The organism is Cupriavidus sp. GW821-FHT07C08 (genome assembly GCF_059419025.1).
Genome location: NZ_JBWKQZ010000035.1, coordinates 20,851 through 46,779, shown reverse-complemented (window position 1 = coordinate 46,779; position 25,929 = coordinate 20,851). Strand labels below are relative to the sequence as shown.

The 25,929-nt window shown below is 68.5% G+C and carries 21 protein-coding genes; 8 read left to right on the top strand and 13 right to left on the bottom strand.

The window, feature by feature from the left end; translation table 11 throughout:
- Positions 1-172 precede the first annotated feature (172 nt).
- Genes AC07UK_RS32450 through AC07UK_RS32440 form a run of 3 tightly spaced genes read left to right on the top strand, consistent with a single transcriptional unit; the run spans position 173 to position 4,160 of the window.
- Entirely contained in the window at positions 173-1,312 is a 1,140-nt protein-coding gene (locus AC07UK_RS32450; RefSeq protein WP_494687330.1) for a porin, read from the top strand.
- Positions 1,313-1,369: 57 nt separating this feature from the next.
- Positions 1,370-2,662: an MFS transporter gene (locus AC07UK_RS32445; RefSeq protein ID WP_494687329.1), complete on the top strand. Its 1,293-nt coding sequence runs from the start codon at positions 1,370-1,372 to the stop codon at positions 2,660-2,662.
- 4 nt (positions 2,663-2,666) lie between these two features.
- The gene (locus AC07UK_RS32440; RefSeq protein ID WP_494687328.1) at positions 2,667-4,160 is read left to right on the top strand and encodes a carboxylesterase family protein; all 1,494 of its coding nucleotides are present in this window, start codon (positions 2,667-2,669) and stop codon (positions 4,158-4,160) included.
- Between the two features lie 38 nt (positions 4,161-4,198).
- Here AC07UK_RS32440 and AC07UK_RS32435 read toward each other — a convergent pair whose 3' ends face one another.
- Both AC07UK_RS32435 and AC07UK_RS32430 read right to left on the bottom strand, forming a co-directional pair.
- Complete coding sequence (locus AC07UK_RS32435; RefSeq protein ID WP_436223592.1) at positions 4,199-4,837, bottom strand: CDP-alcohol phosphatidyltransferase family protein; 639 nt, start codon at positions 4,835-4,837, stop codon at positions 4,199-4,201.
- Between the two features lie 9 nt (positions 4,838-4,846).
- On the bottom strand, positions 4,847-5,137 hold the full coding sequence (locus tag AC07UK_RS32430; RefSeq protein ID WP_041228612.1) for an antibiotic biosynthesis monooxygenase family protein: 291 nt from the start codon (positions 5,135-5,137) through the stop codon (positions 4,847-4,849).
- Between the two features lie 146 nt (positions 5,138-5,283).
- On the opposite strand from AC07UK_RS32430, the gene AC07UK_RS32425 reads away from it, so the two are divergent.
- Positions 5,284-7,092, top strand: a complete 1,809-nt coding sequence (locus AC07UK_RS32425; RefSeq protein ID WP_494687327.1) for an ExeM/NucH family extracellular endonuclease — start codon at positions 5,284-5,286, stop codon at positions 7,090-7,092.
- On the opposite strand, the gene AC07UK_RS32420 is transcribed toward AC07UK_RS32425, so the two are convergent.
- From AC07UK_RS32420 to AC07UK_RS32390, 7 genes are all read right to left on the bottom strand, one after another.
- Positions 7,044-7,511 carry a DUF2127 domain-containing protein gene (locus AC07UK_RS32420; RefSeq protein WP_494687326.1) on the bottom strand — a complete coding sequence of 156 codons (468 nt, stop codon included), beginning with the start codon at positions 7,509-7,511 and terminating at the stop codon, positions 7,044-7,046. The two genes, AC07UK_RS32425 and AC07UK_RS32420, sit on opposite strands and share 49 nt — an antisense overlap.
- A 90-nt stretch (positions 7,512-7,601) precedes the next feature.
- The gene (locus tag AC07UK_RS32415; RefSeq protein WP_436223595.1) at positions 7,602-8,033 is read right to left on the bottom strand and encodes a hypothetical protein; all 432 of its coding nucleotides are present in this window, start codon (positions 8,031-8,033) and stop codon (positions 7,602-7,604) included.
- 26 nt (positions 8,034-8,059) lie between these two features.
- Complete coding sequence (locus AC07UK_RS32410; RefSeq protein ID WP_494687325.1) at positions 8,060-9,172, bottom strand: YbhB/YbcL family Raf kinase inhibitor-like protein; 1,113 nt, start codon at positions 9,170-9,172, stop codon at positions 8,060-8,062.
- Positions 9,173-9,278: 106 nt separating this feature from the next.
- Positions 9,279-10,829, bottom strand: coding sequence for an efflux transporter outer membrane subunit (locus tag AC07UK_RS32405; protein WP_436223596.1), 1,551 nt, complete (start codon positions 10,827-10,829; stop codon positions 9,279-9,281).
- An 11-nt stretch (positions 10,830-10,840) separates the two neighbouring features.
- The gene (locus AC07UK_RS32400; protein ID WP_436223597.1) at positions 10,841-14,026 is read right to left on the bottom strand and encodes an efflux RND transporter permease subunit; all 3,186 of its coding nucleotides are present in this window, start codon (positions 14,024-14,026) and stop codon (positions 10,841-10,843) included.
- A gap of 117 nt (positions 14,027-14,143) precedes the next feature.
- Positions 14,144-15,394: an efflux RND transporter periplasmic adaptor subunit gene (locus AC07UK_RS32395; RefSeq protein ID WP_436223598.1), complete on the bottom strand. Its 1,251-nt coding sequence runs from the start codon at positions 15,392-15,394 to the stop codon at positions 14,144-14,146.
- 183 nt (positions 15,395-15,577) lie between these two features.
- Positions 15,578-16,543, bottom strand: a complete 966-nt coding sequence (locus AC07UK_RS32390) for an alpha/beta hydrolase (protein ID WP_035822211.1) — start codon at positions 16,541-16,543, stop codon at positions 15,578-15,580.
- A 386-nt stretch (positions 16,544-16,929) separates the two neighbouring features.
- On the opposite strand from AC07UK_RS32390, the gene AC07UK_RS32385 reads away from it, so the two are divergent.
- The 3 genes from AC07UK_RS32385 to AC07UK_RS32375 all read left to right on the top strand — a co-directional run bounded on the left by AC07UK_RS32385 (position 16,930) and on the right by AC07UK_RS32375 (position 20,303).
- Complete coding sequence (locus AC07UK_RS32385; RefSeq protein WP_494687324.1) at positions 16,930-17,865, top strand: LysR family transcriptional regulator; 936 nt, start codon at positions 16,930-16,932, stop codon at positions 17,863-17,865.
- A 116-nt stretch (positions 17,866-17,981) separates the two neighbouring features.
- Positions 17,982-18,572, top strand: a complete 591-nt coding sequence (locus AC07UK_RS32380) for a superoxide dismutase family protein (RefSeq protein WP_494687323.1) — start codon at positions 17,982-17,984, stop codon at positions 18,570-18,572.
- A gap of 153 nt (positions 18,573-18,725) precedes the next feature.
- Positions 18,726-20,303: a phospholipase D family protein gene (locus AC07UK_RS32375; RefSeq protein WP_436223601.1), complete on the top strand. Its 1,578-nt coding sequence runs from the start codon at positions 18,726-18,728 to the stop codon at positions 20,301-20,303.
- Between the two features lie 25 nt (positions 20,304-20,328).
- On the opposite strand, the gene AC07UK_RS32370 is transcribed toward AC07UK_RS32375, so the two are convergent.
- Positions 20,329-20,592: a hypothetical protein gene (locus tag AC07UK_RS32370; protein ID WP_436223602.1), complete on the bottom strand. Its 264-nt coding sequence runs from the start codon at positions 20,590-20,592 to the stop codon at positions 20,329-20,331.
- Positions 20,593-20,714: 122 nt separating this feature from the next.
- Positions 20,715-21,974, bottom strand: coding sequence for a M20/M25/M40 family metallo-hydrolase (locus tag AC07UK_RS32365; protein ID WP_436223603.1), 1,260 nt, complete (start codon positions 21,972-21,974; stop codon positions 20,715-20,717).
- A 185-nt stretch (positions 21,975-22,159) separates the two neighbouring features.
- Between AC07UK_RS32365 and AC07UK_RS32360 the strand changes: the two genes are divergently transcribed.
- On the top strand, positions 22,160-23,242 hold the full coding sequence (locus tag AC07UK_RS32360; RefSeq protein WP_494687322.1) for a GlxA family transcriptional regulator: 1,083 nt from the start codon (positions 22,160-22,162) through the stop codon (positions 23,240-23,242).
- An 18-nt stretch (positions 23,243-23,260) separates the two neighbouring features.
- On the opposite strand, the gene AC07UK_RS32355 is transcribed toward AC07UK_RS32360, so the two are convergent.
- Positions 23,261-23,992: a BON domain-containing protein gene (locus AC07UK_RS32355; protein ID WP_013952736.1), complete on the bottom strand. Its 732-nt coding sequence runs from the start codon at positions 23,990-23,992 to the stop codon at positions 23,261-23,263.
- 149 nt (positions 23,993-24,141) lie between these two features.
- Positions 24,142-25,794: an acyl-CoA synthetase gene (locus AC07UK_RS32350; protein ID WP_436223605.1), complete on the bottom strand. Its 1,653-nt coding sequence runs from the start codon at positions 25,792-25,794 to the stop codon at positions 24,142-24,144.
- Between the last annotated feature and the right edge of the window lie 135 nt (positions 25,795-25,929).

Genomic DNA, 25,929 nt, shown 5'->3' with positions numbered 1-25,929 from the left:
TGCGTACATGGCATGGCAATTCTCGGAACTGTCATGCCTTAAGCCCGCCTCCTGACACTACTATCGGTTCACCGTACAGCCGTCGCGCAACCTGGCGCAACGGCTGGCTGCGCAAGGCCGCCATGCCGCAGAGCAAGGCGCCGATACGATCGATGCAGAACGGAGGAGACGCATGATTTTGCAGTTTGCAGGAACGGGCGCTTGCACCCGTGCGGCAACCGGCTGTCCGGCGGGCCGTCGCGGTGCCCGGGCAATTACTGCCCTCGGGCTGTTTGCCGTGACCGCTGCGGCGCAAGCCGATAGCCTGACCATCAGCGGCCTGGCAGCCGGCGGCATCACTTATACGTCCAATGTCGGCGGCTCGGCCCGCTATGGCCTGGATTCCGCTCCGGCCCGTCCCAACTACCTGGCCTTCAACGGCTCCGAGACCATCGCCGCCGACACCTCGGCGTACTTCCGCCTGGCCGGCCGCTACCTGCTGGACAACGGCGTCACGGTGGGGCAGCTGTTCAACACCTATTCGATCGTTGGCCTGCGCGGCGGCCTGCGCGATCTCTCCCTCGGCAATATGCGCGACTTCATGTTCGAGTATTTCACCGTGGCGGGCTTCAGTGGTTCCTGGCACGGCGGCTTGTGGGGAGCGGGCCAGGGACCATTCCAGAACTTTGGCGGTGTGTATAGCGGTGTTCGCGGCGGCTCGGCCGACTACGACCGCTCCAACGGAGAAGCGCTGGCCAACGCCGTCAAGTACACCACGCGGTTCGGGCCGCTGAAGCTCGGGGTCATGTACGCCTTCGGTGAACGCCCCGGCTCGGTCCGCGACGGCAGCTCCTATAGCGCCGGGGCCTTGTATGAATCGGGGCGCTTCGGTGCCACGGTGGCCTTCACGGACTTCATCGACAGCAGCACCCCCACCAGCAATGCCCATATCCGCACGCTGGGCAGCGGGCTGAAATGGGGAACGCCCGACTGGACCTTTGCGGGCAGCTACTCGCGCACTGAGAACGCCATCACGGAAGGCGTCATCAATAACTTCGGCGTCGGCACGACCAAGTCCTTCGGCGAGCGCTACGCGCTGACCTTCCACTATCAGTACATGAAGGGCAATGGCGTGCTGCAGGACCGCTATGCACACCAATTCCTGGCTCGCGCCGAGACCTCGCTGTCACAGCGCACCCGCGTCTATGTGCAAGCGGCATACCAGCGCGCTGGCGGCACCGCCGATGCCAAAGCGTGGATCAACGGCGTGGCCGGGCCTGCCGATGGCAAGCAGCAGACCGTTGCCGGGCTATTCGTTGAACATGCGTTCTGACGGAGGACAACCCATGACAACGCCCCCACCTGCATCCACCTGACCGACGTCGCCGCCGTGCTCGACGGCGCGCCCGCCAACCGGCGGCGCAGCCTGGTCATTCTGATCTGCTTTGCCATCGTCGCATTCGAGGGCTTCGACGCAGCCATCGTCGGCTTCGTCGCGCCCCAGGTCGCTGCGCGCTTCCACAGCAACCCCGCGCAGACCTCGGCGGCGATCGGGGCCGGCATGCTGGGGCTGCTGATCGGCTACCTGGCCGGCGGCATGTGGTCCGATAGGCGCGGGCGCCGCCCGGTGCTGGCGGCCGGCACGGCGCTGTTTGGCCTGGCATCCATTGCTTGCGCTTTCAGCGCCGCGCTGCCACAGCTGATCGGATGGCGGCTGGCAACCGGCATCGGGATCGGCGTCGCAATGCCGGCAATCGGTGCGCTGCTTGCCGAAGTGCTGCCCTCCGGGCGGCGCGCGTCGACGCTGACCGCGGTGTTCTGCGGCTTCCTGCTCGGCTCGGCGCTGGCGGGGCTGCTGACCGGCCTGCTGATTGAGCGCATCGGCTGGGAGGGCCTGTTCGTGCTGGGCGGGGTCGCGCCGTTGCTGTGCCTGCCCGCCGTGCTGGCCCGTGTACCGGAATCGCCGATGTACCTCGCCCACCGCGGCGCCGAGTCCGCCCGCGTGCGCCAGGCGCTGGCCAGGCTCGGCATCGCGGTCGACGCGGCGACGCAGTTCCTGGCGCCGCGCACACAGGCGGGCCAGCCAAACGGCAGCGTGCACAGCCTATTCTCGCCTGCGCTGGTCCGCACCACGGTGCTGCTATGGGCGCTGATGTTCCTGATCCTGGGCAGTTTCTACGTGATCGCCAGCTGGCTGCCAACGCTGATCCGCGAAGGCGGGGCCAGCGTGGCGGCGGCCTCGCGCACGGCCGCGCTGTTCCAGTCCGGCGGACTCGCCGGCGCCATGGTCGCCGCGCTGACGATCCGCCGGGTGACGCCGCTGCGCTTCGTGGGTGCGGCCTGGCTGCTGGGTGCAGCACTGCCGCTGTGGATCGCAGCGCCCGCCGCCACGCCCACTTATGCCGTCCTGGTGTTCTGCGCCGGCTTCCTGGTCAGCGGCCCGATTGTCGTGGTCAACGCCGTCATGGCGATGGCCTATCCCACGCCGGTGCGCTCCATCGGCGTGGGTTGGGCCAGTAGCGCCGGCCGGCTGGGCTCGCTTGCCGGCGCGGGATCGGTTGGCTGGCTGGTGCAGCATGGCCTGGCGCTGCACCAGTTGATTGCCGGCATGGCCGTGACGGTGTTGGCCTGTGCGCTGATCGCGCTGTTCTTGTCCCGCGCCATGCGGGCCTCAGGAGTCTGAATTGATGAATTGGAACGAAAAGACAGCAGTTGTCTCGCTCAGTAGTGGTCTGGCACGCGGCGAGATCCGCAATGGCGTGGCCGTGTTCCGGGGGCTACCCTATGGCGAGCGCATCGCCCCTTCGAGCCGCCTGTCAGAACTCAGGGCACCCGCACCCTGGCAGGGTGAACGGGACGCGACTGGGCCGGCTGCGGTGTTCCCGCAGGCCAGGTCGCGGCTGGCCGCGGTAATGGGCGACGGCATCGACGCCAATGCGCAATCCGAGGATGCCTTCGTCCTCAGTGTCTGGGCAAGTGCCGAGGCGGAGTCAGCGCCGGTGTTCGTCTTCATCCACGGCGGCGGCTTCATGTCTGGCGGCGGCTCGGCAGCCTGGTATGACGGCGAACGGCTGGCGCGTGAAGGCCGCATGGTGGTGGTCAGCGTCAACTATCGTCTTGGCGCGCTGGGGCACTACGTGGAGGGCGGCGACACGGCCAGCGGCAACCGGCCGGTACGCGACCTGCTCCACGCCCTGGCGTGGGTGCAGCGGCATATCCACGAGCTTGGCGGCGATCCTGCCGCGGTGACGGTGGGCGGCCAGTCCGCCGGCGCCTGGTATGCCTGGCTGCTGGGCATCAGCCCCGCCGCGCGCGGCCTGCTGCGCCGGAACCTGCTCTTCAGCCTGCCGGCCCTGCCACCGCAGACACCCCAGGAGGCCCGTGCCACCAGTGAGGCGTTCCGCGCGCACGCCAACGGCCTCCGGTTTGATTCGATGCCGGTTGCCGCGGTGTTGGCGGCTCAGGGCGAACTGATGCGCTCACTCGCAGGTTTCGGGGAGATTGCGGTTGGCTTCCGTCCGGTGGAGGAAGAGGGTCTGGTGCCCGGCTGGCTCTTCGATATGCCGCGCGCGGCCGCGGCCGCGCATGTCGACGCGACGCTGCTCGGTTTCACGGCTGAGGAAAACACGGCGTTCCTGTGCGCGCAGCCGATGGTGGCCGGCGCCAGCGAAGCCAGGGTCCGGGCCTGGTTCGACCGTGCCTTCGGCGCACAGGCCGGGCACATTTACGACCGGCTCGCCGCGGCACGTGCCACCCCCACGCCCTACACGCAACTGGTCGACGGCAGCAGCTACAAAGTCTTCGTGGCCGGCTCGGAGCAGATCGCCGGCGCCTTCAGCGCCTGCGGCATACCGGTGTTTCCATATCGCTTTGCCGTGCAGAGCCAGGTTCCCGGCCTGATGAGCCCGCATTGCATGGAGTTGCCATTCCTGTTCGGCAACCGGTCGGCGTGGGCCGACGCACCGATGGTCATGGAAGTACCGGAGCCGGTATTCGAACGCGTTGGCGCCGCGTTCCGGAACGCCATTGTCGGGTTCGTCCGCGATGGCAAGCCAGGACCGGCACAGTCATGGCCGGCGTTCGTCGCGGCGGCGCCGCAACTCGCGGAGTTCCGCGAGGACGGCCTGGCAATGCAGCCCTGGCAGCCGCTGTCGCCGGGATCCGGCGCTACGCCCTCCTGATGTCGCGGCACCGAGCCGGCGCACTCGGCGCCGGCCGGTCAGAACTTGGGAATGCGCAGCGTCTTGCTGACCATCAGCGTGCCCGACAGCGCGAACAGCAGCACCAGCGGATGCAGCACCGTGGGGCCCAGCACCCACGCGCCGCCCGGCAGCTCGCCGCCCAGCTGGCCTTGCCAGGCGCACCATGCCAGCACCGCGGTCAGCAGCACGCTGGTCGGGATTGGCGTACCTTCGAAGTAGGCTACCTTGCCGCTGTCGCTGCCCTCGGCCAGCGATTCGGCGGTGACGTTAAAGCGCGCCAGCCGGCTCACGCCGCAGCAGACGAAGTAGATCAGCACGGCCAGGTCCCAGCCGCCGCGCATGCCGGCGGCAAAGGCCAGCGTGGCCGGCCCGACGCCGAACGAGATCACGTCGGCCAGCGAATCCAGCTCGCGCCCCAGCGCCGAATGCGCATGGCGCCAGCGCGCGATGCGGCCGTCCAGCACATCGAAGATAAAGGCCAGCGGCGCCAGCGCCGCCGCCGTGTAGAAATGCGACAGCTGCTGGTCGGCCACGTAGAACATGGCGAAGAACACCGACCCCATGCCGCAGGCCGCGTTGCCCAGCGTAAAGACATCGGCCAGCTGCAGCTCGCGCAGCATCGAGAAATGGCGGGGACGTTCCGGCCGGGTGCTCATGGTGCGCGCTTACAGGACCTTGGCCACGTGGTGCACGTTAGGCGGCGCGGCAAAGGTTTCGCCCACCAGGGCGCGCCATTGCTGGAACTCGGGCGACTCGCGGAAATGGACCATATGGTCTTCCACCGTCTCCCATTCCACCACCAGCGTGTAGTGTTCCGGCTGCTCGATCGAGCGGAACAGCTGCACGCCGTGGCAGCCGCGCGAGCGCAGGAACAGCGGCGTGGCCTGGCTCACGCCCTGCTCCAGCTGCTTGTCCATGCCGGGCTTGATGGTGAGTTGTGCGATTTCCTTGATCATGGCGGTTTTACCAATGGAGTGGATGCCGGGGCACCGGCGGGTGTCTGCTACCTTAGCACGATCGCGGGGCCGCGTGCCTGCTGCAAGCATTCCGTTACACGCGGCGGTTAGCATCGTCCACCCTGCCACTACCTGCCGATAACGCCATGCGATTGTTTCTGCGCAAGCGCCACCTCGCCCGGGCCGTATTGCCCGCCCTCGCCTTGACCTGCCTGGCAGGCGCGCATGCTGCATCGCAGCCATGCGGCACGCCTGCGACGCCGATTGCCGAGATCCAGGGTGCCGCCGCGGCGTCACCGCTCGCGGGCAGCGTGGTGGAGGTAGAGGCCATCGTCACCGCGGACTTCAGCGGCGATGGCGGCCTGCGCGGCTTCTTCCTGCAGACCGCGGACGCGCAACGCCTGCACCGGCCCGGTGTGTCGGAAGGCCTGTTCGTCTATGCGCCGCGCACCACGGCACGCGCCGGCGACATGGTGCGCGTGTCCGGAAGGGTCGAAGAGAAATTCGGGCAGACGCAGCTGGTGCTGTCCGGCCCGCTGGCGGTGTGCGCGCGCGGCATGGCGGTGACGCCGCAGACGCTGACCTTGCCGGTCGCCGGCGAATCCGGTCTTGCCGCGCGTGAAGGCATGCTGGTGCGCCTGCCGCAGACGCTGACGGTTGCCGACACCCATGAACTTGGTCGCTATGGCACCTTGGCGCTGAGCGACGGCCGGTCCATCGCACCGACGCAACAGGCACTGCCTGGCACCGCCGCGCGGCAAGCCGCCGCCGCCAACGCCCGCAACCGGCTGTTGCTTGACGATGGCTCGACGCGCCAGTATCCCGCCGCGGTGCCCTACCCGCCACCGCGCCTGGCCGCGGACCATCCGGTGCGTGCCGGGGACACGGTCAGCGGCGTCCAGGGGGTGCTGGAAAAACGCCACGGGCAGTGGCGCCTGCAGCCCGTGCCCGGTGCCAACGCGCCGGTGTTCCAGGCCACCAACCCGCGCCGCGGCGCGCTGCCACGACATCCGGCCACCACGCTGCGCGTGGCCGCCTTCAACCTGCAGAACTACTTCAACGGTGACGGCCAGGGCGGCGGCTTCGATGCCCCCGGCAACCGCGGCGCGCAGGGCGCCGAGGCGCTGGCGCGCCAGCAAGCCAAGCTGCTCGCCGCGCTGCGGGGGCTGGATGCGGACGTGATCGGCGTGATGGAGGTAGAAAACGACGGCCACGGCCAGTACAGCGCGATCCGCCAGCTGGCCGCGCGGCTCGGGCCGGACTGGCGCGTGCTCGACCCCGGCACGCCGGCGCTTGGCAGCGATGCCATTGCCGTCGGCCTGCTGTACAACGCCCGCACCGCCGTGCCCGCCGGGCGCGCGGCCACCACCTGGCTGGGCGAGCGCAGCCGCCAGCCGCTGGCCGGCACCTTCCGCGCGACGGCTGGCGGCGCGCCGGTCACGGTCGTGGTCAATCATTTCAAATCCAAGACGTGCACCGAAGCCAGCGGCGCGCAGGCCGACCAGGGCGATGGCCAGGGTTGCTGGAATCCCGCGCGCGTGCAGGCCGCCCAGGCGCTGGCCGAATGGCTGGGCGCAACGCCGACGGGCGTGCCCGGCGCGGGCGTGCTGGTGATCGGCGACCTGAACAGCTATGCGATGGAAGACCCCGTGCGCGTGCTGGCGCGCCACGGCTATGCCGACATGGTCGCGAAATTCGCTGGGAAGCCGGCCTACAGCTACGTCTACAAAGCCCAGGCCGGCTATCTCGATCATGTGCTTGCCGATGCCGTCGCGGCCCGGCATGTCATGGCCGTGCATGCCTGGCATATCAATGCCGACGAGCCCCCGGCCTTCTCCTACACTCCGGCGCCGGGTGCGCCTGCGGTGCCGGGCCACTACGCGCCCGACCCCTACCGTTCGTCAGATCACGACCCCCTGGTGGTCGACTTCGCCAGCAGCCCCCGCGCCAGGTAAAGCACCACCAGCAGGTTGGCTGCCGCCAGCGTGCCATGCAGCCAGCTGGGGTGGACCAGGGCCTCGTACAGCTCCAGCGGAATGTAGATGCCGCCGGACCACACCCCGATCCAGTTGCCCCATGCAAGCCCGCGCCAGAGCCCGTACGCTTCGGCAAAGCGCATCAGCGCATAGACCGCGGCAGAGCCGCCGATGGCCCACAGGCGGGCGTTGTCGGGATGCGCAAGCAAGGACAGGAAAATGGTGGGATAGCGGCTGGCCGGGTTGACGTGAATGCGCTGGATGATGGCTTCCGCCAGCGCCTGGGCGTCGCGGTGCAGCAGTGCGGCCAGGCCCAGGCCGGCCACGATCACCAGCAAGCCCTTGGCGGCCTCGAACAATGCGATGCCCCTCAGGCCCAGTGCGCCCTGCTTTGCCATGCGGTGTCCCCGGTCGATGCAAGAATTGCAAAGCCGGTATTGTGCAACACCCGCAGGCAATGCCGCAGCTTGCGTAGCGCCGGTACGCTTTCAACGCCCGTATTCGCGCTCGCGCATCGGCCCGTCGGCATCGATGCCGCCGCTGGCGGCAATGGGGCCGTCCACGGTCAGCGGGCCGGCCACGCTCAGGTCGCCCCTGACCACCATGTCGCCATGCACCGTCACCGGGCCGTTGAAGACCTTGAGATAGCCGCCGCCGTACGGCAGCCCCCGCGCGCTGGCGGGTCCGGTGAAGTACGCGGCGGTAAGCGGGCCGCTGGAATAGACGTGTCCGGCGACAACCAGCTTGCCGTGCACGGTCAGCGGCCCCTGCACCTGCGCCGAACCGCCGATGGTGATCGGGCCGGATTCATGCGGCTGGGCGCGCAGCGGGCCGGCCACGGCCAGCAGTGCCAGCGCCCCGGCCGCCGCCAGCCGCCACCACGGCCCACGGGCATCGAGGCGAAGCATTCGGTGCGACATGATGTAGCCTCCGGCCGCACCGCGTCCTAGCGCTGCAGCTTCTGGTAAGTGCCGATCAACTCTGCGGTGGCCAGGATATGGCCCCGCATCGCCCGCTCCAGCGCCGCCTTGTCAGGCATCCCCAGGTCCGGCAACGCCGCATTCAGCGCGTAGAGCTTGAAGAAGTAGCGGTGCCGGCCGATCGGGGGGCATGGGCCGCCATAGCCGGCGCGGTGCCAGTCGTTCAGCCCGTCGCGCGTGCCGGCGGGCAGTCCGGCCTTGCCGATGTCCGCCGGCAGCGACTCGGCATGGGCCGGCAGGTTGTAGAGCAGCCAGTGGACCCAGGTCATCTTCGGCGCGGCGGGGTCGGGTGCATCGGGATCGTCGACGATCAGCGCCAGACTGGCCGTGCGGGGCGGCAGGCCGGTCCAGGCAAGCGGCGGGGAAATATCGGCGCCTTCACAGGTGTGCTCTGCGGGGATCTCGCCACCCGCGGCGAATGCGGTCGATTGCAGCTGGAACGGCATACGGGCCTCGCTGGACGCATTGAGGGATGGCTCCAACTTAGGCCGGATCGGTGCCCCGCGCAAGGCGATGGCGGCAGCGGGCGCCTCCAGCAGCGCCTTGAGCCGGCGCACGGCTTCGGTGGACTCGGCCTGGACGCGCTCGCGCAGCATCAGGCGGTTGATCAGCGCAAAGAGCAGCGTAGGCGACCGGTAGCGGAACTCCCGCTCTATGCGCGTGCGTTCGGCTGACGGGGTCAGCGACGGCGTCATGGCGGGCGTAAGCCGGTAGGTGATGGTGCCGACCCTGCGCCCGTCGGCCACGCCCTCGATCGACCACGTGCGCGGCCGCTGGCTTTCGATAACGGTCCAGACCACCGCGCCACCGCGCTGCGCGACCATGAAGGTCTCGGTCACGCGCTCGCCCTGCCCCAGCGGATGATCGGTCGCTCCCGCCACCCCAAGCGAGGCCGGATGCCATTCTGGCCAGTGCCGCGGCGTCGACACGTAGTCGAACACCTGGCCTGGCGGGCGGGCAATCACCACCTCGTCATGGATGGCGGTGCGGTCGGACCAGGGCAGCGGCGCCAGCAGCATGCCCACGGTGATCGCGGCGAAGATCAGTCCCCAGAACGGTTTCCTGTGTCGAACAAGCATGGCGGCGGGACAGGACGCATCCGGGGCGCACCCGTGGCATCCCGTACGCATGGCGCGATGCTTCCAGTGTAGTGACTGGGAAGCATCGCGCCAGTCCCGCCCTGGCTCAGCGTGCCTGGGAGGCCGGCGCGACCCCGGCCGCCGGCGCCGGCACAGCCGCCACCGTCTCCGGCAGCGGGCCCCAGCCACCGCCCAGCCGGCGGATCAGCGACACCGTTGCCGCAGCCCGCAGGCCAGCCACCTGGTTGGCCTCGCGCTGCGACTGCAGCACGGTGCGGTCGGCATCGATCACCGTCAGGTAATCGACCGCGCCGGCGTCATAGCGGCTGCGCGAGATCCGCGCCGCGCGCCGGGCGCCGCCAAGTGCGCCGTCCAGCGCGCCGGCCTGCTGGCTGAGCCAGCGCACGTCCGCCAGGCTGTCTTCCACCTCGCGGAACGCCACCAGCACGGTCTGCCGGTAGCCGGCCACGGTTTCCTCGTGCGCGGCACGGGCACCAGCGAGGTTGGCGCTGTTGCGGCCGCCATCGAACACGGTCTGTGCGATGGTGGAGCCGATCAGCGGCCCCAGCATCCAGGTGCGCGACGACCACTTGAACAGGTTCGACAGGTCCGCCGATTCAAAGCCGAACAGCCCGGTCAGCGTGATGCGCGGGAAGAACGCCGCCTTGGCCACGCCGATGCGCGCGTTGGCCGCGGCCATCTGGCGTTCCGCCGCGGCGATGTCGGGACGGCGCTCCAGCAGTTCGGACGGCAGCCCGGCGGGAACCGCGATCGGCGCGGCGTCGAACGGGCGCGCCGGCAGCGAGAATGCCGCCGGCGGCACGCCGGTCAGCACCGCCAGCGCATGCTCCTGGTTGGCGCGGCGGCGCTCGATGCCGGCCAGGTCCGCGCGCGCGGTGCCGAGTTCAGCTTCGGCACGGGCGGGATCGAGGTCGGTGGTTTCACCGGCGTCATAGCGCTTCTTCAGCAGCGACAACGCGTCCTCGCGCAGCCTGATGGTGGCGTTGAGCAGGTCGCGCTCGCTGTCCAGCGTGCGCAGCGCAAAGTACGCCTGCGCCACGTCGGCCTGCAGCGCCAGTTGCACCGAGCGGTACAGGTCCTCCGCGGCCTCGCCTTCGGCGCGGGCGGCGTTGACGCTGGACGCGACGCGGCCGAACAGGTCGAGCTCATAGCTGGCGAAGGCGCGTGCCTTCAGCACCGTCTGCGGCGACACCCGCGTGCCGTCGGGCAGACCCTGCGAGGCCGCCGACGGCTGGCTGCGCGTCGGGTCCAGCCCGACGCTCAGTTGCGGGTAGAGGTCCGCCTCAGTGGCGCCTGTGAAGGCGCGTGCCTGCTTCAGGCGGGCAGCGGCAATCGCCAGATCCTGGTTGGAACTGCCAGCCGCGTCGATCAGGCGGTCCAGTTCGGCATCGCCGAAGATCTTCCACCATTCGCCGCGATGCTGGCCTTCGGCCGGCGTTGCGGTCTTCCATTGCGCGCCTTCGGCCTGGGCGGCCTCGGCCTCCTTGAAGGCCGGCACGGTGGCCGTTTCGGGCACCTTGTAAGTCGGGGCCAGCGAGCAACCCGCAAGGACCAGCGCTGCGGCCAATGTCGCCAGCTTAGGCAGCTTAGGCAGCTTAGGCAGCCAGTTTGTTGTCAAAAATGCAGGGGCATTCATGTTGATCACCATTATTCAGCCGATGCAGTCAGTTGCGCGCTTTGCTCTTGCGTGGCCGCGCGGCGCTGGCCGCGCGTGGCCAGCAGGCGCAGCGCCACATAGAACACCGGCGTCAGGAACAGCCCGAAGAAGGTCACGCCGAGCATGCCCGCGAACACCGCCACGCCCATGGCATGGCGCATCTCGGAGCCGGCGCCGGTGGAAATCACCAGCGGTACCACGCCCATGATGAAAGCGAACGAGGTCATCAGGATCGGGCGCAGGCGCAGGCGGCTGGCTTCGATCGCGGCCTGCACCACGGTGCGGCCGTGATGCTCCAGCTCGCGCGCAAACTCCACGATCAGGATCGCGTTCTTCGCTGACAAGCCCACCAGCACGATGAAACCGATCTGCGTGAAGATGTTGTTGTCCCCACGCGTGAGCCACACCCCGGTCATCGCCGCCAGCAGGCTCATCGGCACGATCAGGATCACCGCCAGCGGCAGCGTCAGGCTTTCATACTGGGCAGCCAGCACCAGGAACACCAGCAGCACGCACAGCGGGAAGATCCACACCCCCGCATTGCCGGCCAGGATGTCCTGGTAGGTCAGCTCGGTCCATTCGAACTTCATGCCCTTGGGCAGCGTCTCGGCGGCAATGCGCTCAGCCGCGGCCTGGGCCTGGCCCGACGAGAACCCGGGCGCGGGCCCGCCGTTCATGTCAGCGGCGGTAAAGCCGTTGTAGCGCACCACGCTGTCCGGACCAAAGCCTTGCTTGACCTGCACCAGCGACGACAGCGGCACCATGTCGCCGGCGGCGTTGCGCGTCTTCAGCTGCAGGATGTCCTCGGCATGGGCGCGGAACGGCGCGTCTGCCTGCACCTTGACCTGGTAGGTCCGGCCGAACTTGTTGAAGTCGTTGACATAGGCCGAGCCCAGGTAGGTCTGCAGCGTGTCGAACACCTCGGTCACCGGCACGCCCAGCTGCTTGGCCTTGACGCGGTCCAGCTTGACGTCGAGCTGCGGCACGTTGACCTGGTAGTTGCTGAAGATGCCGGTCAGCTCGGGCGTGGCGCGCGCCTTGTTAGCAAACGCGTTGGTGGCCTCGAACAGCGCGTCATAGCCAAGCGCGGCACGGTCCTCGATCATCAGCTTGAAGCCGCCGATGGTGCCCAGGCCCTGCACGGGCGGCGGCGGGAACACCGCGATAAAGGCATCCTGGACGGCCGCGTACTTCTGGTTCAGGTCGGCCGCGATCGCCGCGCCGGACAGCTCCTTGGTCTTGCGCTCCTCGAACGGCTTGAGCGTGGCGAACACGATGCCGGCGCTCGGGCTGTTGGTGAAGCCGTTGATCGACAGGCCCGGGAAGGCCACCGCCGATTCCACGCCCGGATGCTTGAGCGCGATGTCGCTCATCTTGCGGATCACGTCCTCGGTGCGGTCCAGCGTGGCGCCGTCCGGCAGCTTGGCAAAGCCCACCAGGTACTGCTTGTCCTGCGCCGGCACAAAGCCCTTGGGCACCAGCTGGAACACGCCCCAGGTCAGCGCCAGCATCACCGCGTAGATCCCGAATACCGAGCCCTTGCGGCGGATCACGCCCTTCACGCCACGGCCATAGCTTTCAGCGCTGCGGCCGAAGAAGCGGTTGAAGCGCTTGAAGAAGCCGCCGAATACGCGGTCCATCCAGCGCGACAGCCAGTCCTTGGGCGCATCATGGCTCTTGAGCAGCAGTGCCGACAGCGCCGGCGACAGCGTCAGCGAGTTGAACGCCGAGATGATGGTCGAGATCGAGATGGTCAGCGCAAACTGCTTGTAGAACTGGCCGGTCAGGCCCGTCATGAAGGCCAGCGGCACGAACACGGCGATCAGCGTCAGCGCGATGGCGATGATGGGGCCGCTGACTTCGCGCATGGCCTTGTAGGTGGCTTCCTTCGGCGTCAGCCCCTCTTCGATATTGCGCTCGACGTTCTCCACCACCACGATCGCATCGTCCACCACGATACCGATGGCCAGCACCAGCCCGAACAGCGACAGCGCGTTGATCGAGAAGCCGAACGCATGCATCAGCCCGAAGGTACCGACGATCGACACCGGCACCGCCAGCAGCGGGATGATCGACGCGCGCCAGGTCTGCAGGAACAGGATCACCACCAGCACCACCAGCGCGATGGCCTCGAACAGCGTATGCGTCACCGCCTCGATCGAGTGGCGCACGAACTGCGTGGGGTCATAGACGATGCTGTAGTCGATCCCGTCCGGGAAGTTCTGCTTCAGCTCTTCCATGGTCTTGCGCACGTCATCCGAGATCTGGATGGCGTTGGAGCCCGGCGCCTGGAAGATGGGGATGGCCACCGCCGGCTTGTTGTCCAGCAGCGAGCGCAGCGCGTATTCCGACGCGCCCAGCTCGATGCGGGCAACGTCCTTCAGGTAGGTGACGGCACCGTCGGCGGAAGTGCGCACGACGATGTCGCCGAACTCCTCCACCGTGCTCAGGCGGCCCTGCGCATTGACCGACAGCTGCAGGTCCGCGCCCGGCAGCGCCGGCGACTGGCCGATCACGCCGGCCGCCACCTGAACGTTCTGCTCGCGGATGGCCTTGACCACGTCGCTGGTGGCAAGCTGGCGCTCGGCCATCTTCTCGGGGTTCAGCCAGACGCGCATGGCGTAGTCGCCCGAGCCGAACAGCTGCACCTGGCCCACGCCCTGCAGGCGCGCCAGCCGGTCCTTGACGTTGATCACCGCGTAATTGCGCAGGTAGGTCATGTCATAGCGGTCGTTGGGCGAGACCAGGTGGACCACCATGGTCAGGTCCGGCGAGCTCTTGACCGTGGTGATGCCCAGCCGGCGCACGTCTTCCGGCAGGCGCGGCTCGGCCTGCGAGACGCGGTTCTGCACCAGCTGCTGGGCCTTGTCCGGGTCGGTGCCGAGCTTGAAGGTCACGGTCAGCGTGAGCAGGCCGTCGCTGTTGGACTGCGAAGACATGTACAGCATGTCCTCGACGCCGTTGATCTGCTCTTCCAGCGGCGAAGCCACGGTCTCGGCAATCACCTTGGGGTTGGCGCCCGGAAACTGCGCGCGCACCACCACCGACGGCGGCACCACTTCCGGGTACTCCGAGATCGGTAACTTGAACATCGATATGGCGCCAATCAGGAAGATCAGCACCGACAGCACCCCCGCGAAGATGGGGCGGTCGATAAAGAATTTAGAGAGATTCATCTTGGTCTCTGCCTGCGTTGGCGTAGCGGCTCCCCTGGCGGCCCGCCGAAGCGGGCGCCATCCACATACGGGGAGCGCTGGAGTTGTCTGGCTGTGCTGGTTGCTCGGGTCCGGGGATCAGATCACGGGCTTGCCGTCGTCGCCTTCGGCACTGGCCTTGCCGCTGGCGGCCTGCTTGCGGTCGGGCGTGGTGCCGCGCGGTTCCAGTTCGCTGCGGAAGGCCATGGCCACCGGCTTGGGCTGGACCGTGTCGCCCGGGCGCACGCGCTGCAGGCCATTGACGACGATGGTCTCGCCCGGCTTCAGGCCCTTGCGCACCACGCGCAGGCCGTCATGGTTGGGCCCCAGTTCCACTTCGCGGTAGACCAGCTTGTTGGTCTTGTCGACCACCAGCACGAACTTCTTGCCCTGGTCGGTGCCGACGGCGCGGTCATTGACCAGCACCGCCGCATGAGGCGCGCCGCCGCCCAGCTTGACCTTGGCGTACAGGCCCGGCAGCAGGCGCCCGTCTTCGTTCTGGAACACCGCGCGTACGCGGATGGTGCCGCTGCGCGGGTCCAGGCGGTTGTCGACCGACTGGATCTTGCCCTCATGCGGATTGCCGTCCTCGTTGGCCAGGCCCAGGTAGACCGGCAGGTTGGGCTGGCCACCGCCGGCACCCGGCGCGGTGTAGCGCAGGTAGCTCTGCTCGTCGATCTCGAAGCTGGCATAGACCGGCGACACCGACACCACCGTGGTCAGCGCCGGCGAGGCCGCGCCCGGTGCCACCAGATTGCCGACGGTGATCTCGGCGCGCGACACGCGCCCGGCCACCGGCGCGGTGATGCGGGTGTAGGCCAGGTTCAGGCGCGCGGTTTCCAGTTGCGCCTGCGCGGCGCGCACGTTGGCGCCGGTTTCGCGGGCAGCGTTGATGCGCTCGTCGAACTCGCGCTTCGAGATGGCGTTGTCATCCAGCAGCCGCTGGGCGCGCGTCTGTTCGCTCTGCGCATGGGCAGCACGCACCTGCGCCGCGGCCAGCGCGGCGTCGGCACGGGCCACTTCCGCGGCATAAGGACGCGGGTCAATCGTGAAGAGCGGATCGCCCTTCTTCACCAGCGCGCCCTCGCGGAAGTGCACGGCGTCAATGGTGCCGCCGACGCGCGGGCGGATCTCGACGCGCTCCACGGCCTCGATCCGTCCGGAGAACTCGTCCCACTCGGTGATGGTCTGGCCGACCACAGCGGCCACTTCAATCGCAGGCGCGGGCGGCGGGGTGTTGGCATGGGCTTCACCGCTATGCCACGGGCGCAAGATCGAGCCGGCCACGCCGGCGCCCAGCACCACGACGATGGCGAGGGCAATCAAAGTACGTCGTTTCTGCTGCTGCATTTCTCAAACTCCTGGATCGGGTTTTCTTCAACCGGAAAAGCAAATGGCCGAACGCCGCCTGCCGGTCCGCGTGGGCGGACCGGAACCATGGCCAAACTGATGGTCGGACTTAGGACCGCTTGCGTATTGCGGCGGTCCTGGCTCTGGCCGAAACAGAGCCGGCTGGCGGTTGTCTGGAGCGGCTCAGCCGGCGGGCTTGGCTCCAGGCCGGCTGGCGTTGGCGTCAGCGCGGCGTTCAGTCAGGGATGAGGTATCGTCGGCCGCGGCCAGACATCGCCGCAGGAACCGCGCACCTTCGTCGACCCATGCCTGACAGCTGTCATGGGCCTCTTCCACGCCGTCGCCGCAGGCGCCGGGCATGATCATGGCCTGGGCCGGGACACCGGCCTTGGCCAGGCGCCCGGCGAAGGCTTCGCCCTCGGCACGCAGCGCGTCGTATTCAGCCACCTGGACCAGCGTGGGCGGCAGCCCGGCCAGGCGCGAGGCCAGCGCCGGGGCGGCATACGGATGCACCGTATCCGCCGGCGTCGGCAGGTAGTCGCGATAGTTGTCGGCCAGGCGTCGCAGGGTGTCCATCGGCACCTGCCCGCCGTCGAACCCCGCGCAAGAGGCGTGCTGCAGGCACGGGTCCGTCACCGGGCGGATCAGCCATTGCCCGCGCGGTTGCGCGGTGCCACGGTCGCGCAGCATCTGCGCCAGCGCGATTGCCAGGTTGCCCCCGGCTTCCTCGCCCACCAGCGCAAAGCGGGTCTTGTCCAGCTTCAGCCGCCGGGCATTGCGCAGCACCCACTGCACCGTGCTGTGCGCGTCCTCCGGCGCCGCCGGGAACGGATGATCCGGCGCCAGCGAATACGCGGGCGTTACCACCACCGCCGGCACCGTGGTGGCCAGGTCCTGCACCAGCTTGCATGCGTGTTCCAGGCCGCCTTCGACGAAGCCGCCGGCATGCAGGTACACCAGCCAGGGCAGCAGCGCCGCGCCCTCGGCGCCCGGCGCCGGATAGCCCGCCGGGTAGCACACCCGCACCAGGATCTCGCGCCCGTCGCTGGTCACCGTATGCTCAGCCACGCGCGCCTGCCCCTGCCCGGCTGCCGTGGGGGCAGTGGCGGCGCTGGCTGCATCAGGGCGTTGGCCTGGCTTCTGGGACATGGCATTGGCGCACGAAAGAAACAATGCGCTTGAGTGTTGCGATGCAACGGATTATGGTGATTGACGAGGATGGGATAAAGCGAGAGATCGCCAATGCACTGTTCCGGGATTGGAATAATCGCAAACCGCCTCGTCATGCCACTGAAACTGCATATCCCCACGCATGACAAGGTCTTGGATTTTGTGATTCACTGCGGCTCTCGGCACGCGCGGCGGTCTGCCAGGCCGCTGCGCGCCCGATCAGAATCCATGCCGGAACCCGCGCCCAGCCAGCGCGCAGTCGCAGTAGCAGCCAGCCGGCAGACTCCCACAATAACAACCAGCATGGCCACGTGCGTCACAAGCGCGCGCGGCACGCCGTTCGGATCTATCGTCGGAACCTCATCATGGACCGTCTCGTATCAATGCAGGCATTCACCCGGGTCGTGGACGTCGGCAGCTTTGCGCGCGCCGCGGAATCGATGGACTTGCCCAAGGCCACGCTGACCCGCCTGATCCAGAACCTGGAAACCCACCTGGGCGTCAAGCTGCTGCACCGGACCACGCGCCGCATCAGCGTGACCAACGACGGCGCGGCCTATTACGAACGTTGCGTGCGCATCCTGGCCGATGTCGAGGAGGCCGAGCAGTCGCTGACGCGGCAGAACAACTCGCCGCGCGGCACGCTCTCGGTGGACACCACCGCGGGGCTGGCGCAGCTGGTGCTGGTGCCCCACCTGCATGAATTCTTCCAGGCCTACCCGGACCTGAAGCTGGACCTGACCATCAACGGCAAGCCGATCGACCTGCTGCAGGAAGGCGTGGACGTGGTGCTGCGCGTGGGCACGCCGGTGGAGGAATCGATGGTGGCCCGCCGCATCGGCCATGTGCAACTGGCGTTCTACGCCTCGCCGATCTACCTGAACCGCTTCGGCACCCCGCACGACCTGGCCGAGCTGGCCCAGCACAAGGCGGTCAATTTCCTGTCCAACCGCACCGGCCGTGAGATGCCGTGGCCCATGGCGCGCGGCATGGAGCGCAGCGAGGTGCTGCTGCCATCAGCCATTTCCACCAATGATGCCGATGTCTACATGGGCTGCGCGCTGGAAGGCCACGGCGTGGCACGGGTCTCGCGCGCCATGGCCGAGCCCTATGTGGCCAGCGGCCGGCTGGTGGAGATCATGACCGACTGGCAGACCGAAGAACTTCCGATCTCGGCGATGTATCCGCAGAACCGGCACCTGTCGGCCAAGGTGCGGGTGTTCGTCAACTGGGCGGCGGACCTGTTCTCGCGCCACCCGCACTTTGGTGCGGCACAGCAGCGGCTGGCGGTCGCGGCGTGATGGCGTGATAGGCTAGTGGCGTCAGTCTGGTGCGGCGTAGGACAAAACCGGAAATCGGCCTGGCGCCGGCCAGCCTATACTGTTTCTTCCGAAATCACGACAAGAAGAGGAGTCCGATGAAACAAGTGCTTACCCCCCTCGCAGCCTGCATTGCCGCGACCGTTGCACTGGCCGGCTGCGCCGGCTCCGGCAAGAGCTCCTCGTCTGCAGCCAGCGCGTCCGGCACCAGCACCAGCGCCAGCGCCAGCACCAGCACCAGCGCCAGGGCGACGGCCACGCTCCAGCCCAAGAGCGGCACCAATACCGCCGGCACCGTGAACTTCCAGCAGCAGCCGGGCGGCGTGATGATGACCGCCGCGATCACCGGCCTGCCGCCCAGCTCCGTGCACGGCTTCCACGTCCATGAGAAGGGCGACTGCTCGGCGCCTGACGCGATGAGCGCGGGCGGCCATTTCAACCCGACCGGTAAGCCCCACGGCCAGATGACCATGCCCGACCACCACGCCGGCGACATGAACAACGTCACCGCGGACGCCAACGGCAACGTGCGCGTCAGCATGCTGCTGCCGGACCTGACCGTTGGCACGGGCGCCAACGGCGTGATCGGGCGCGCGGTGGTAGTGCACAAGGATCCGGACGACTACAAGACGCAGCCGACCGGGAATGCGGGCGGGCGGATTGCTTGCGGGGTGGTGGCGGCTTCGTGATCGCGTCACAAACGGCCGGCGGGCTTTGACAAACCCGCCGGTGTTCTCACTCGGCAGCGACAATCACTCGCTGCCTCCACGGCATGGCAACATGACGGCATTGCCGTAACGACCGGGCCCCGCGAGGGGTCCGCCAAGACCGCCAAGACCGCCATGCCATCGCCGACAGACGCCGCGTTCGCCCCCCACCGCCGACTGCGCGCGAATTCGCTACTGCTGTGCTGCGCCGCCCTGCTCGGCGGCTGCGCCTTGCCGCCGCTGGATCACCGCACCGAGTCCTCTGCGCTGACGCCCGCCGAATCCCAGGCCACGCCGCTGGGCCAGGCGGTGGCTGGCGAAGTGGCGCGCCATCCGGGCCTGAGCGGCATCCATCCGCTCGAGAATGCCTACGCCGCCTTTGCCGCGCGCGTGCATCTGGCGCGCACCGCGCAGCGCACGCTTGACGTCCAGTACTACATCTGGCGCGACGACCTGACCGGCACCCTGTTGCTGGAAACGTTGCATGAAGCCGCCGACCGCGGCGTGCGCGTGCGCCTGCTGCTGGACGACAACGGCATCGCCGGCATGGACGAATTGCTGGCGGCCATGGACGCGCATCCGCAGGTCGAGGTGCGGATCTTCAACCCGTTTGTGATCCGCCACCCCAAGACGCTCAATTTCCTCACGGATTTCCGGCGCCTGAACCGGCGCATGCACAACAAGTCCTTCACCGCCGATGGCGTCGCCACCATCATCGGCGGGCGCAATATCGGCGACGAATACTTCGGCGCCACCAATGGCGTGCTGTTTGCCGACCTCGACGTGATCGCCGTCGGTCCCGCCGCCGGCGACGTGGCGCACGATTTCGACCGCTACTGGTCCAGTGCGTCGGCCTACCCGGTGGACCGGCTGGTGCCGCCGGTCAGCGTCGAACGGCTGCAGGCGCTGGCCAGCAATGCCCGCGCCGTCGAGCAGAACCCGGCTGCCACCGCCTACCTGACCGCGGTGCGCGACCTGCCCGACGTGCAGCGGATGCTGGACGGCAAGCTGCAGTTCCAGTGGGCAAAAACGCGCATGGTCAGCGACAACCCCGCCAAGGCGCTCGGCGAGGCGTCGCGCAACACCCTGGTGGCGCACCAGCTGCGTGAAATCCTGGGCGATCCGCAGCGCGAGCTTGACCTGGTCTCGCCCTACTTCGTGCCGTCGACTGGCGGCACGTCCTATTTCGCCGACATGGCAAAGCGCGGCGTGGCAGTGCGAGTGCTGACCAATGCGCTGGAAGCCACCGACGTGACCGCCGTGCATTCGGGCTATGCCAAGCGGCGCAAGGCGCTGCTGGAAGCCGGCGTGGACCTGTATGAGCTGCGGCGCTCGGCCGCGCCCGGCAAGAAGGAAGAGCGCGCCGGGCCCTTCGGCAGCTCGGGCTCCAGCCTGCACGCCAAGACCTTTGCCGTCGATGGCACCCGGGTCTTCGTGGGCTCGTTCAATTTCGACCCGCGCTCGGCCACGATCAACACCGAACTGGGCTTCGTCATCGACAGCCCGGAGCTGGCTGGCCGGATCGAATCCACCTTTGCCAGCGTGGTGCCGAGCGCGGCCTACCAGGTCAGGCTAGATGAAACCGGCAAGCTGTACTGGCTGGAACGGCGCGACGACGAAGTCATCCGCCACGACACCGAGCCGAACACCAGCTGGTGGCGCCGGCTAAGCATCTGGTTCATGTCGATTCTGCCGATCGAGTCGATGCTGTAGAACGGGTTCCCGGGAGCGCGGCCGGTCAGATCTGGTCGAGCAGGCTGCGCACCACATCGGCCAGCCGGCCGGCGCGCTGGCGCCCCTTGGTGTCCAGCGCCATGCCGCTGCCGCCGGCCAGCGCCTTCAGGCCAAACAAGGCATCGCCAACGTCGCGCCAGGCCGGGTAATCGGCATGGATTCTTTCCAGCGCGGCGGCGCCGGCGGCCACCTGCGCGGGTGCGGGCGTACGGCCGGCGGCCAGGTCTTCCAATACCGTGGCCGCATCCAGCAAGCCTTTGCGGTTCATCTCCGTCTCCCCCTGCAATCTCTCTTTTGTCATGGCCGCCGCATGCGGGCAGCCATGACACTGTAGCAGGCTTGCCGGGAGAGGCAACCAGGCGCTGGCAACGCAGGCCTGGCGGCGCCGCCTCAGTTGCGCCCGATATCCTGCAGGATGCGGGTCATCAGGTACAGGCGCGGCACGATCGAGTCCAGTTCGATGTACTCGTCGCGGGCGTGATAGCCGAAGCCGGCCAGCCCGAAGCTTTCCACTACCGCGGGCTTGCCCGAGCGCGCGGCATAGCTGGCGTCAGTGGCGCCGCCGGTGCCTTCGGCCAGGGCCAGCGTGCGGCCGTCCAGCTCAGCGTAGATCTCCTGCGCGCGCTTGGCCAGCGCGCGGCCGCGCGCGTCGGCCACGAACGGCGGACGGCCCTCTTCCATCGTCACCGTGGTCTGCGTCTCCGGCACCAGCTGGCCGGACTTGACCTTGTCCTGCAGCGCCACCTTCAGCTTCTCGGCGGCGCCGGCCGCGGTGGTGCGCACATCGCCGTAGGCGACAGCGCTTTCCGGGATCTGGTTGCGCACCGTGCCGGCCTGCGCCTGGGTCCAGTTCAGCTGCGAGCCCGGCACCAGGCTGGCGGTGTCGCGCGTCTGCTGCAGCTGGTGGGCGAGTTCGATCAGCGCATTGCGGCCGCGCTCCGGCGCGGCGCCGGCGTGGGATGCGCGGCCCTTGACCTGCATGGTGGCAGTGGCAGTGCCAGAGGCACCCAGCAGCAGCGACTCGGCCTTGACCACATCCTTGGCCGCGGTGGGCTCGCACGACAGCACCACGTCGTGCTGCGCGGCCAGCGCGGCAATGGCTTCGCCGGAGCCGACCGAGCCGACCTCTTCGTCAGGGTTGAACAGCACCGTGATCTGCGCGTAGTCGCGCCAGCCCTGGTTCTTCAGGATCTCCAGCGAATGCAGGATCACGGCGATGCCGCCCTTGTCGTCGGCAATGCCCGGCCCGTAGAGCCGGTTGCCTTCCTCGCGGATGGGCTGCGTGGCCAGCGTGTTTTCCGGGTACACCGTGTCCATGTGGGCGATCAGCATGATGCGGCGCTTGCCGGTACCGGTGAAGGTGGCCTTGACCATGGTGCCCGGGCCCTTGGTGACGGGCATGCGTTCAACCTTCGCGCCCAGCGCCTGCAGGCGCTTCTCGGTATAGCCGGCCATCTGCGCCAGCCCCTTCGCGTTGGCGCTGCCGGATTCGATCGTCACCATCTCCTTGAGCGACTGCACCAGCGCGGGCTGGGCCGACTGCGCGGCGGACAGCAGCGCGGCATCGGGCTGGGCGGCACTGGCCAGGGTACCGGCCCCGGCAAGCGTCAGGGCGGCGGCAACGGCAACGTGGCGAACGGAAAACGGCATGGAATCTCCTCGGATTGGTCTTGTTGGTGCCATGCCCCGGCGCACGGGCGGCGCCGCGGCACAACGGCACGATGCTAGCCCTTGCCAGAACCTTAGGGGAGGATCAATATCGCCAATCCGGATGCCGATCCCGCCACGGCATCCTGCCAACTCTTCGCGCCATGCACCCGACCACGCCCCCAGGCATGCCCGCCGCCATCGAGCCGCCGTCACAGAACATCCCGCTGCATGTCCGCCTGCTATGGCTGCCGCAAGCCATGCCGGGCAGCCTGTTCACCACGCTCGACGTGCTCCGCACCGTGGCCGGCGTCGCCAGCCTGCAGCGGCCCGACGCCGCGCCCACGCTGAGCTGGCAGCTGTGCGGCAGCAACGGGCGCACGCTGGCGGCGGACCTGCCGGGGCTGGTGTCCTCCACCCGGCGCGCACGGGCCGCGGAGCGCCGCACGCTGCTGGTGATCCCGGCCCTGCTGGCCAGCAATGCGCTGCAGCTGGGCGAGATCGTGCAGCGCGATGCCGCGGCGCTGCGCCTGGTGGAACGCCATGCGCAGGCCGGCGGCTGGATCGCGGCGTGTTCGTCGGGGATGGTCTTTCCGCTGCAGCTGGGGCTGCTCGACGGCGCCAGGACCGGCGCGCCGTGGATGTACCAGAGCTGGATGATGCGCCAGTATCCGCATTGCGACCTGGGCAGCGACCAGGCCATGAGCGTGCACCAGCGTGTGTTCTCGTGCGTGGCGCCGGCGCTGCAGGTGGAATTCATGCTGCGCGTGCTGGGCCACCTGCACGACCCGGACCTGGCACAGGCGGCGTCGCGGCTGATGCTGTTCCAGCCCGAGCGCCAGCGCAGCGTGCCGGCGCTGGTGTCGCAACGCTGGCTCAGCCGCACCGCCGACAGCCCGGTGTATCGCGCCATCCAATGGCTGCAGGAACATGTGTCCGAGCCCTACAAGCTGGCCGCGGTGGCCCAGGCGGCCGCGGTCAGCGAACGCACGCTGCTGCGGCATTTCCGTCAGGTCACCGGGCTGAGCCCGCTGGACTACCTGCACACGCTGCGCGTGGAGCGCGCGCGCATGCTGCTGGAAGTCACGCTGCACGGCACGCAGGGCATTGCCGAAGCCTGCGGCTACAGCGACGCCGCCGCGTTCCGGCGGCTGTTCCAGCGCACCACGGGCATGTCGATGTCAGACTATCGCGCCCGCTTTGCACTGCGGGCGCGGCGGCGCTACTGGCGCATGGAAGATGCGGCAGTACGGCGCGGCACCGGGGAGTGACCGCGCCCAGGGCAGCGCTCAGGTGCGCAAGGCGATGTGGTTGACCACGTTCTCCACGCCCTGCACGTACCATGCGTCGCGCTCGGCCTGGCGCCGCGTGTCCTCGCTGGTGACGCAGCCTTCCAGCGTCACCACGCGGTTCTCGGTATGCACGCTGACCTGGCCGGCATCGACGAAGGGATCGGTCTCCAGCACCAGCATCAGTGCCTCGGTGATTTCATCATCGCGGTCGGCTTCGGCGGGCGCCACCACCAGTTCATTGACCACACAGCGGCAGCCGCGCGACCACCAGGCCAGCACACCTGCCAGGCGCATGTGCGACAGGCTGATCACTTGCCCCCACAGCGTGACCACGCCGTCGTGCACTTCCACTTCAATCCAGCCGCTGCGTTCGCCCACGGCTTCGCGCATGGCCTCGGGCTTGCCCTTGACGCGCGCGCAGATCTTGCAATTGCGGAAATCGATGGCATTGAGCAGGCGCTCGCACACCGCGTCGCGCAGTTCGCCGTCGCCGACCTGCATGCCGCCGTCGGCCACGCGCAGGTGATCAATCACGCTGGTTACGCCGTCCACGCGCCGCACCGTCGCCGCGGCCCGGGTCTTGTCGACGATATCGGCCACCTCGCCTTCCAGGATCAGCGCGCCGTCAGAAAGCCGCAACTGGATGGTGGGATGGAGGACATGACCCTGATAAGGCACATGCGCCAAGGCTGCGCGCGCCTGCGTCAGCACCGCTTCGCTACTCTGCATTTTGTTCGCCTCGCCCGATTGGTCTGGAGATGGAAGACGCGCGCCCCTGCCTGCAGGCGCGCCTGGCGCGGCGCCGCAGGCTCCTTCACCCCCGGGGCCCTGGCAACCGCTTCCTCATTATAGGAAGCGGTCCGGGAACGTCTCGGGTCTCAGGCAGCGGCTGCCTCGCGCGCGCGGGCCACTTCCTGGTTGCGCAGGATAAAGCGCTGGACCTTGCCGCTGGGGGTCTTGGGCAGTTCGGCGACGAACTCGATCTCGCGCGGGTAGGCATGGGCGGCCAGGCGCTTGCGCACGTGCTGGCGCAGCGCCTCGGCCAGTTCCGGCGCGGCGCGATATTGCGGGTCCAGCACGACAAAGGCCTTGATCAGCTCGGTGCGCTCCGGATCGGGCTTGCCGATCACCGCGGCCTCGACCACGGCCGGGTGTTCGATCAGCGCGCTTTCCACGTCGAACGGGCCCACGCGGTAGCCCGAGGTGGTGATGACGTCGTCGGCCCGGCCGATGAAGCTGATGCTGCCGTCGTCATTCAGCTCGGCGGAATCGCCGGTCAGGTAGTAGCCGCCGGCAAACCCGCTGGTGGACGTGCCGTGATAGCCGCCGAACCAGCACATCGGCGAGCGCTTCAGGTCCAGCGCCAGCGTGCCCGGCTGGCCCGGCGGCAGTTCACGCTGTTCATCGTCCACCACCACCACGCGGTGCCCAGGGCTGGCAAAGCCGGCCGCGCCCATGCGCACCGGATGCGCCAGCGCATGGTGGTTGCACAGCACCATGCCCAGCTCGGTCTGGCCGTAGTGGTCGTGGATGGTCACGCCCAGCTCGCTGGCGAACCAGCGGATCACTTCCGGATTGAGCGGCTCGCCCGCGCTGCTGACGGCGCGCAGCCGCCCGCGCAGCGGGCCTGACACGGCCTCGCCCGCGGCGATCAGCAGCCGGTATGCCGTGGGCGAGCCGGCCAGGTTGGTGATGCCGTACTTGCGGATCACACGGCATGTGCTCTCCACGGTGAACGGGCCATCATAAAAGGTGGTGGGATGGCCCAGCGCCAGCGGGCCCGTGACCGCGTAATACAGGCCGTAGGCCCAGCCCGGATCGGCCAGGTTCCAGAAAGCATCTTCCGCGCGCAGGTCGACCGCGTCGCGCATATAGCCGGCAAACGCGGCGATGGCCTTGAGCGGCACCAGCAGCGGCTTGGCCGGGCCGGTGGTGCCGGAGGTGAACATCATCAGGAAGGGGTCGTCGCCCCGGCGCGGCACCGGCTCGAACGACGCCGGCTGGCGTTCCAGCTCGGCCCAGAAGCTGAAGTCGCCGCGCACCAGGCCGCGGCCCTTGTCGCCGGCCACGGTGACGATGGCGGGACAGCCATCCACGTCATCCAGCTTGGGGCGGTTGGCGCCATCGGTGACCACCACCTTCGCGCCCGACGCATTGAGCCGGTGCTCGATGGCCTTGGGGCCGAAGGCCGTGAACAGCGGCTGGTACACCGCGCCGGCGCGCCAGGTGCCGAGAATCGTCACCAGCAATTCCGCATTGCGCGGCAGCAGGCCCGCCACGCGGTCGCCCGGCTGCACGCCCTGCGCCTTCAGGAAACCGGCAAACTGCGCGGACAGTGCCTGCAGCTCGGTAAAGGTCCAGCTGCGCGAATTGCCGTCGCGCCCTTCCCAGAACAGCGCGATACGGCCGGGCAGCGCGTGCCGGTCGCAGCATTCGACGCAGGCGTTCATTGCCTCGAGGCTGCCCTGCAGCTGCCGTGCCACGGCGTCGTCATAGGAAAATCCGTCGAAGGCTTGAGCGTAGTCGCGCATGGTGTCTCCTGTATTCCGGCTTGTGCCTTTTGGTAGGTGGCCGCTGCGCGCGGCGTGGCGGCGCGCAGCGGCTGCCGCAAGAGTGTGCGCGAGCGCCCGGGGAGCAGGCAATAACCGATTCCGCCAGCCCGGCTG

Excerpts from the sequence above, each read along its gene's own strand:
- AC07UK_RS32450 (WP_494687330.1), top strand. The coding sequence starts at position 173 with ATGATTTTGCAGTTTGCAGGAACGGGCGCTTGCACCCGTGCGGCAACC.
- AC07UK_RS32440 (WP_494687328.1), top strand. The coding sequence starts at position 2,667 with ATGAATTGGAACGAAAAGACAGCAGTTGTCTCGCTCAGTAGTGGTCTG.
- AC07UK_RS32435 (WP_436223592.1), bottom strand. The coding sequence starts at position 4,837 with ATGAGCACCCGGCCGGAACGTCCCCGCCATTTCTCGATGCTGCGCGAG.
- AC07UK_RS32430 (WP_041228612.1), bottom strand. The coding sequence starts at position 5,137 with ATGATCAAGGAAATCGCACAACTCACCATCAAGCCCGGCATGGACAAG.
- AC07UK_RS32425 (WP_494687327.1), top strand. The coding sequence starts at position 5,284 with ATGCGATTGTTTCTGCGCAAGCGCCACCTCGCCCGGGCCGTATTGCCC.
- AC07UK_RS32420 (WP_494687326.1), bottom strand. The coding sequence starts at position 7,511 with ATGGCAAAGCAGGGCGCACTGGGCCTGAGGGGCATCGCATTGTTCGAG.
- AC07UK_RS32415 (WP_436223595.1), bottom strand. The coding sequence starts at position 8,033 with ATGTCGCACCGAATGCTTCGCCTCGATGCCCGTGGGCCGTGGTGGCGG.
- AC07UK_RS32410 (WP_494687325.1), bottom strand. The coding sequence starts at position 9,172 with ATGCTTGTTCGACACAGGAAACCGTTCTGGGGACTGATCTTCGCCGCG.
- AC07UK_RS32405 (WP_436223596.1), bottom strand. The coding sequence starts at position 10,829 with ATGAATGCCCCTGCATTTTTGACAACAAACTGGCTGCCTAAGCTGCCT.
- AC07UK_RS32400 (WP_436223597.1), bottom strand. The coding sequence starts at position 14,026 with ATGAATCTCTCTAAATTCTTTATCGACCGCCCCATCTTCGCGGGGGTG.
- AC07UK_RS32395 (WP_436223598.1), bottom strand. The coding sequence starts at position 15,394 with ATGCAGCAGCAGAAACGACGTACTTTGATTGCCCTCGCCATCGTCGTG.
- AC07UK_RS32390 (WP_035822211.1), bottom strand. The coding sequence starts at position 16,543 with ATGTCCCAGAAGCCAGGCCAACGCCCTGATGCAGCCAGCGCCGCCACT.
- AC07UK_RS32385 (WP_494687324.1), top strand. The coding sequence starts at position 16,930 with ATGGACCGTCTCGTATCAATGCAGGCATTCACCCGGGTCGTGGACGTC.
- AC07UK_RS32380 (WP_494687323.1), top strand. The coding sequence starts at position 17,982 with ATGAAACAAGTGCTTACCCCCCTCGCAGCCTGCATTGCCGCGACCGTT.
- AC07UK_RS32375 (WP_436223601.1), top strand. The coding sequence starts at position 18,726 with ATGCCATCGCCGACAGACGCCGCGTTCGCCCCCCACCGCCGACTGCGC.
- AC07UK_RS32370 (WP_436223602.1), bottom strand. The coding sequence starts at position 20,592 with ATGAACCGCAAAGGCTTGCTGGATGCGGCCACGGTATTGGAAGACCTG.
- AC07UK_RS32365 (WP_436223603.1), bottom strand. The coding sequence starts at position 21,974 with ATGCCGTTTTCCGTTCGCCACGTTGCCGTTGCCGCCGCCCTGACGCTT.
- AC07UK_RS32360 (WP_494687322.1), top strand. The coding sequence starts at position 22,160 with ATGCCCGCCGCCATCGAGCCGCCGTCACAGAACATCCCGCTGCATGTC.
- AC07UK_RS32355 (WP_013952736.1), bottom strand. The coding sequence starts at position 23,992 with ATGCAGAGTAGCGAAGCGGTGCTGACGCAGGCGCGCGCAGCCTTGGCG.
- AC07UK_RS32350 (WP_436223605.1), bottom strand. The coding sequence starts at position 25,794 with ATGCGCGACTACGCTCAAGCCTTCGACGGATTTTCCTATGACGACGCC.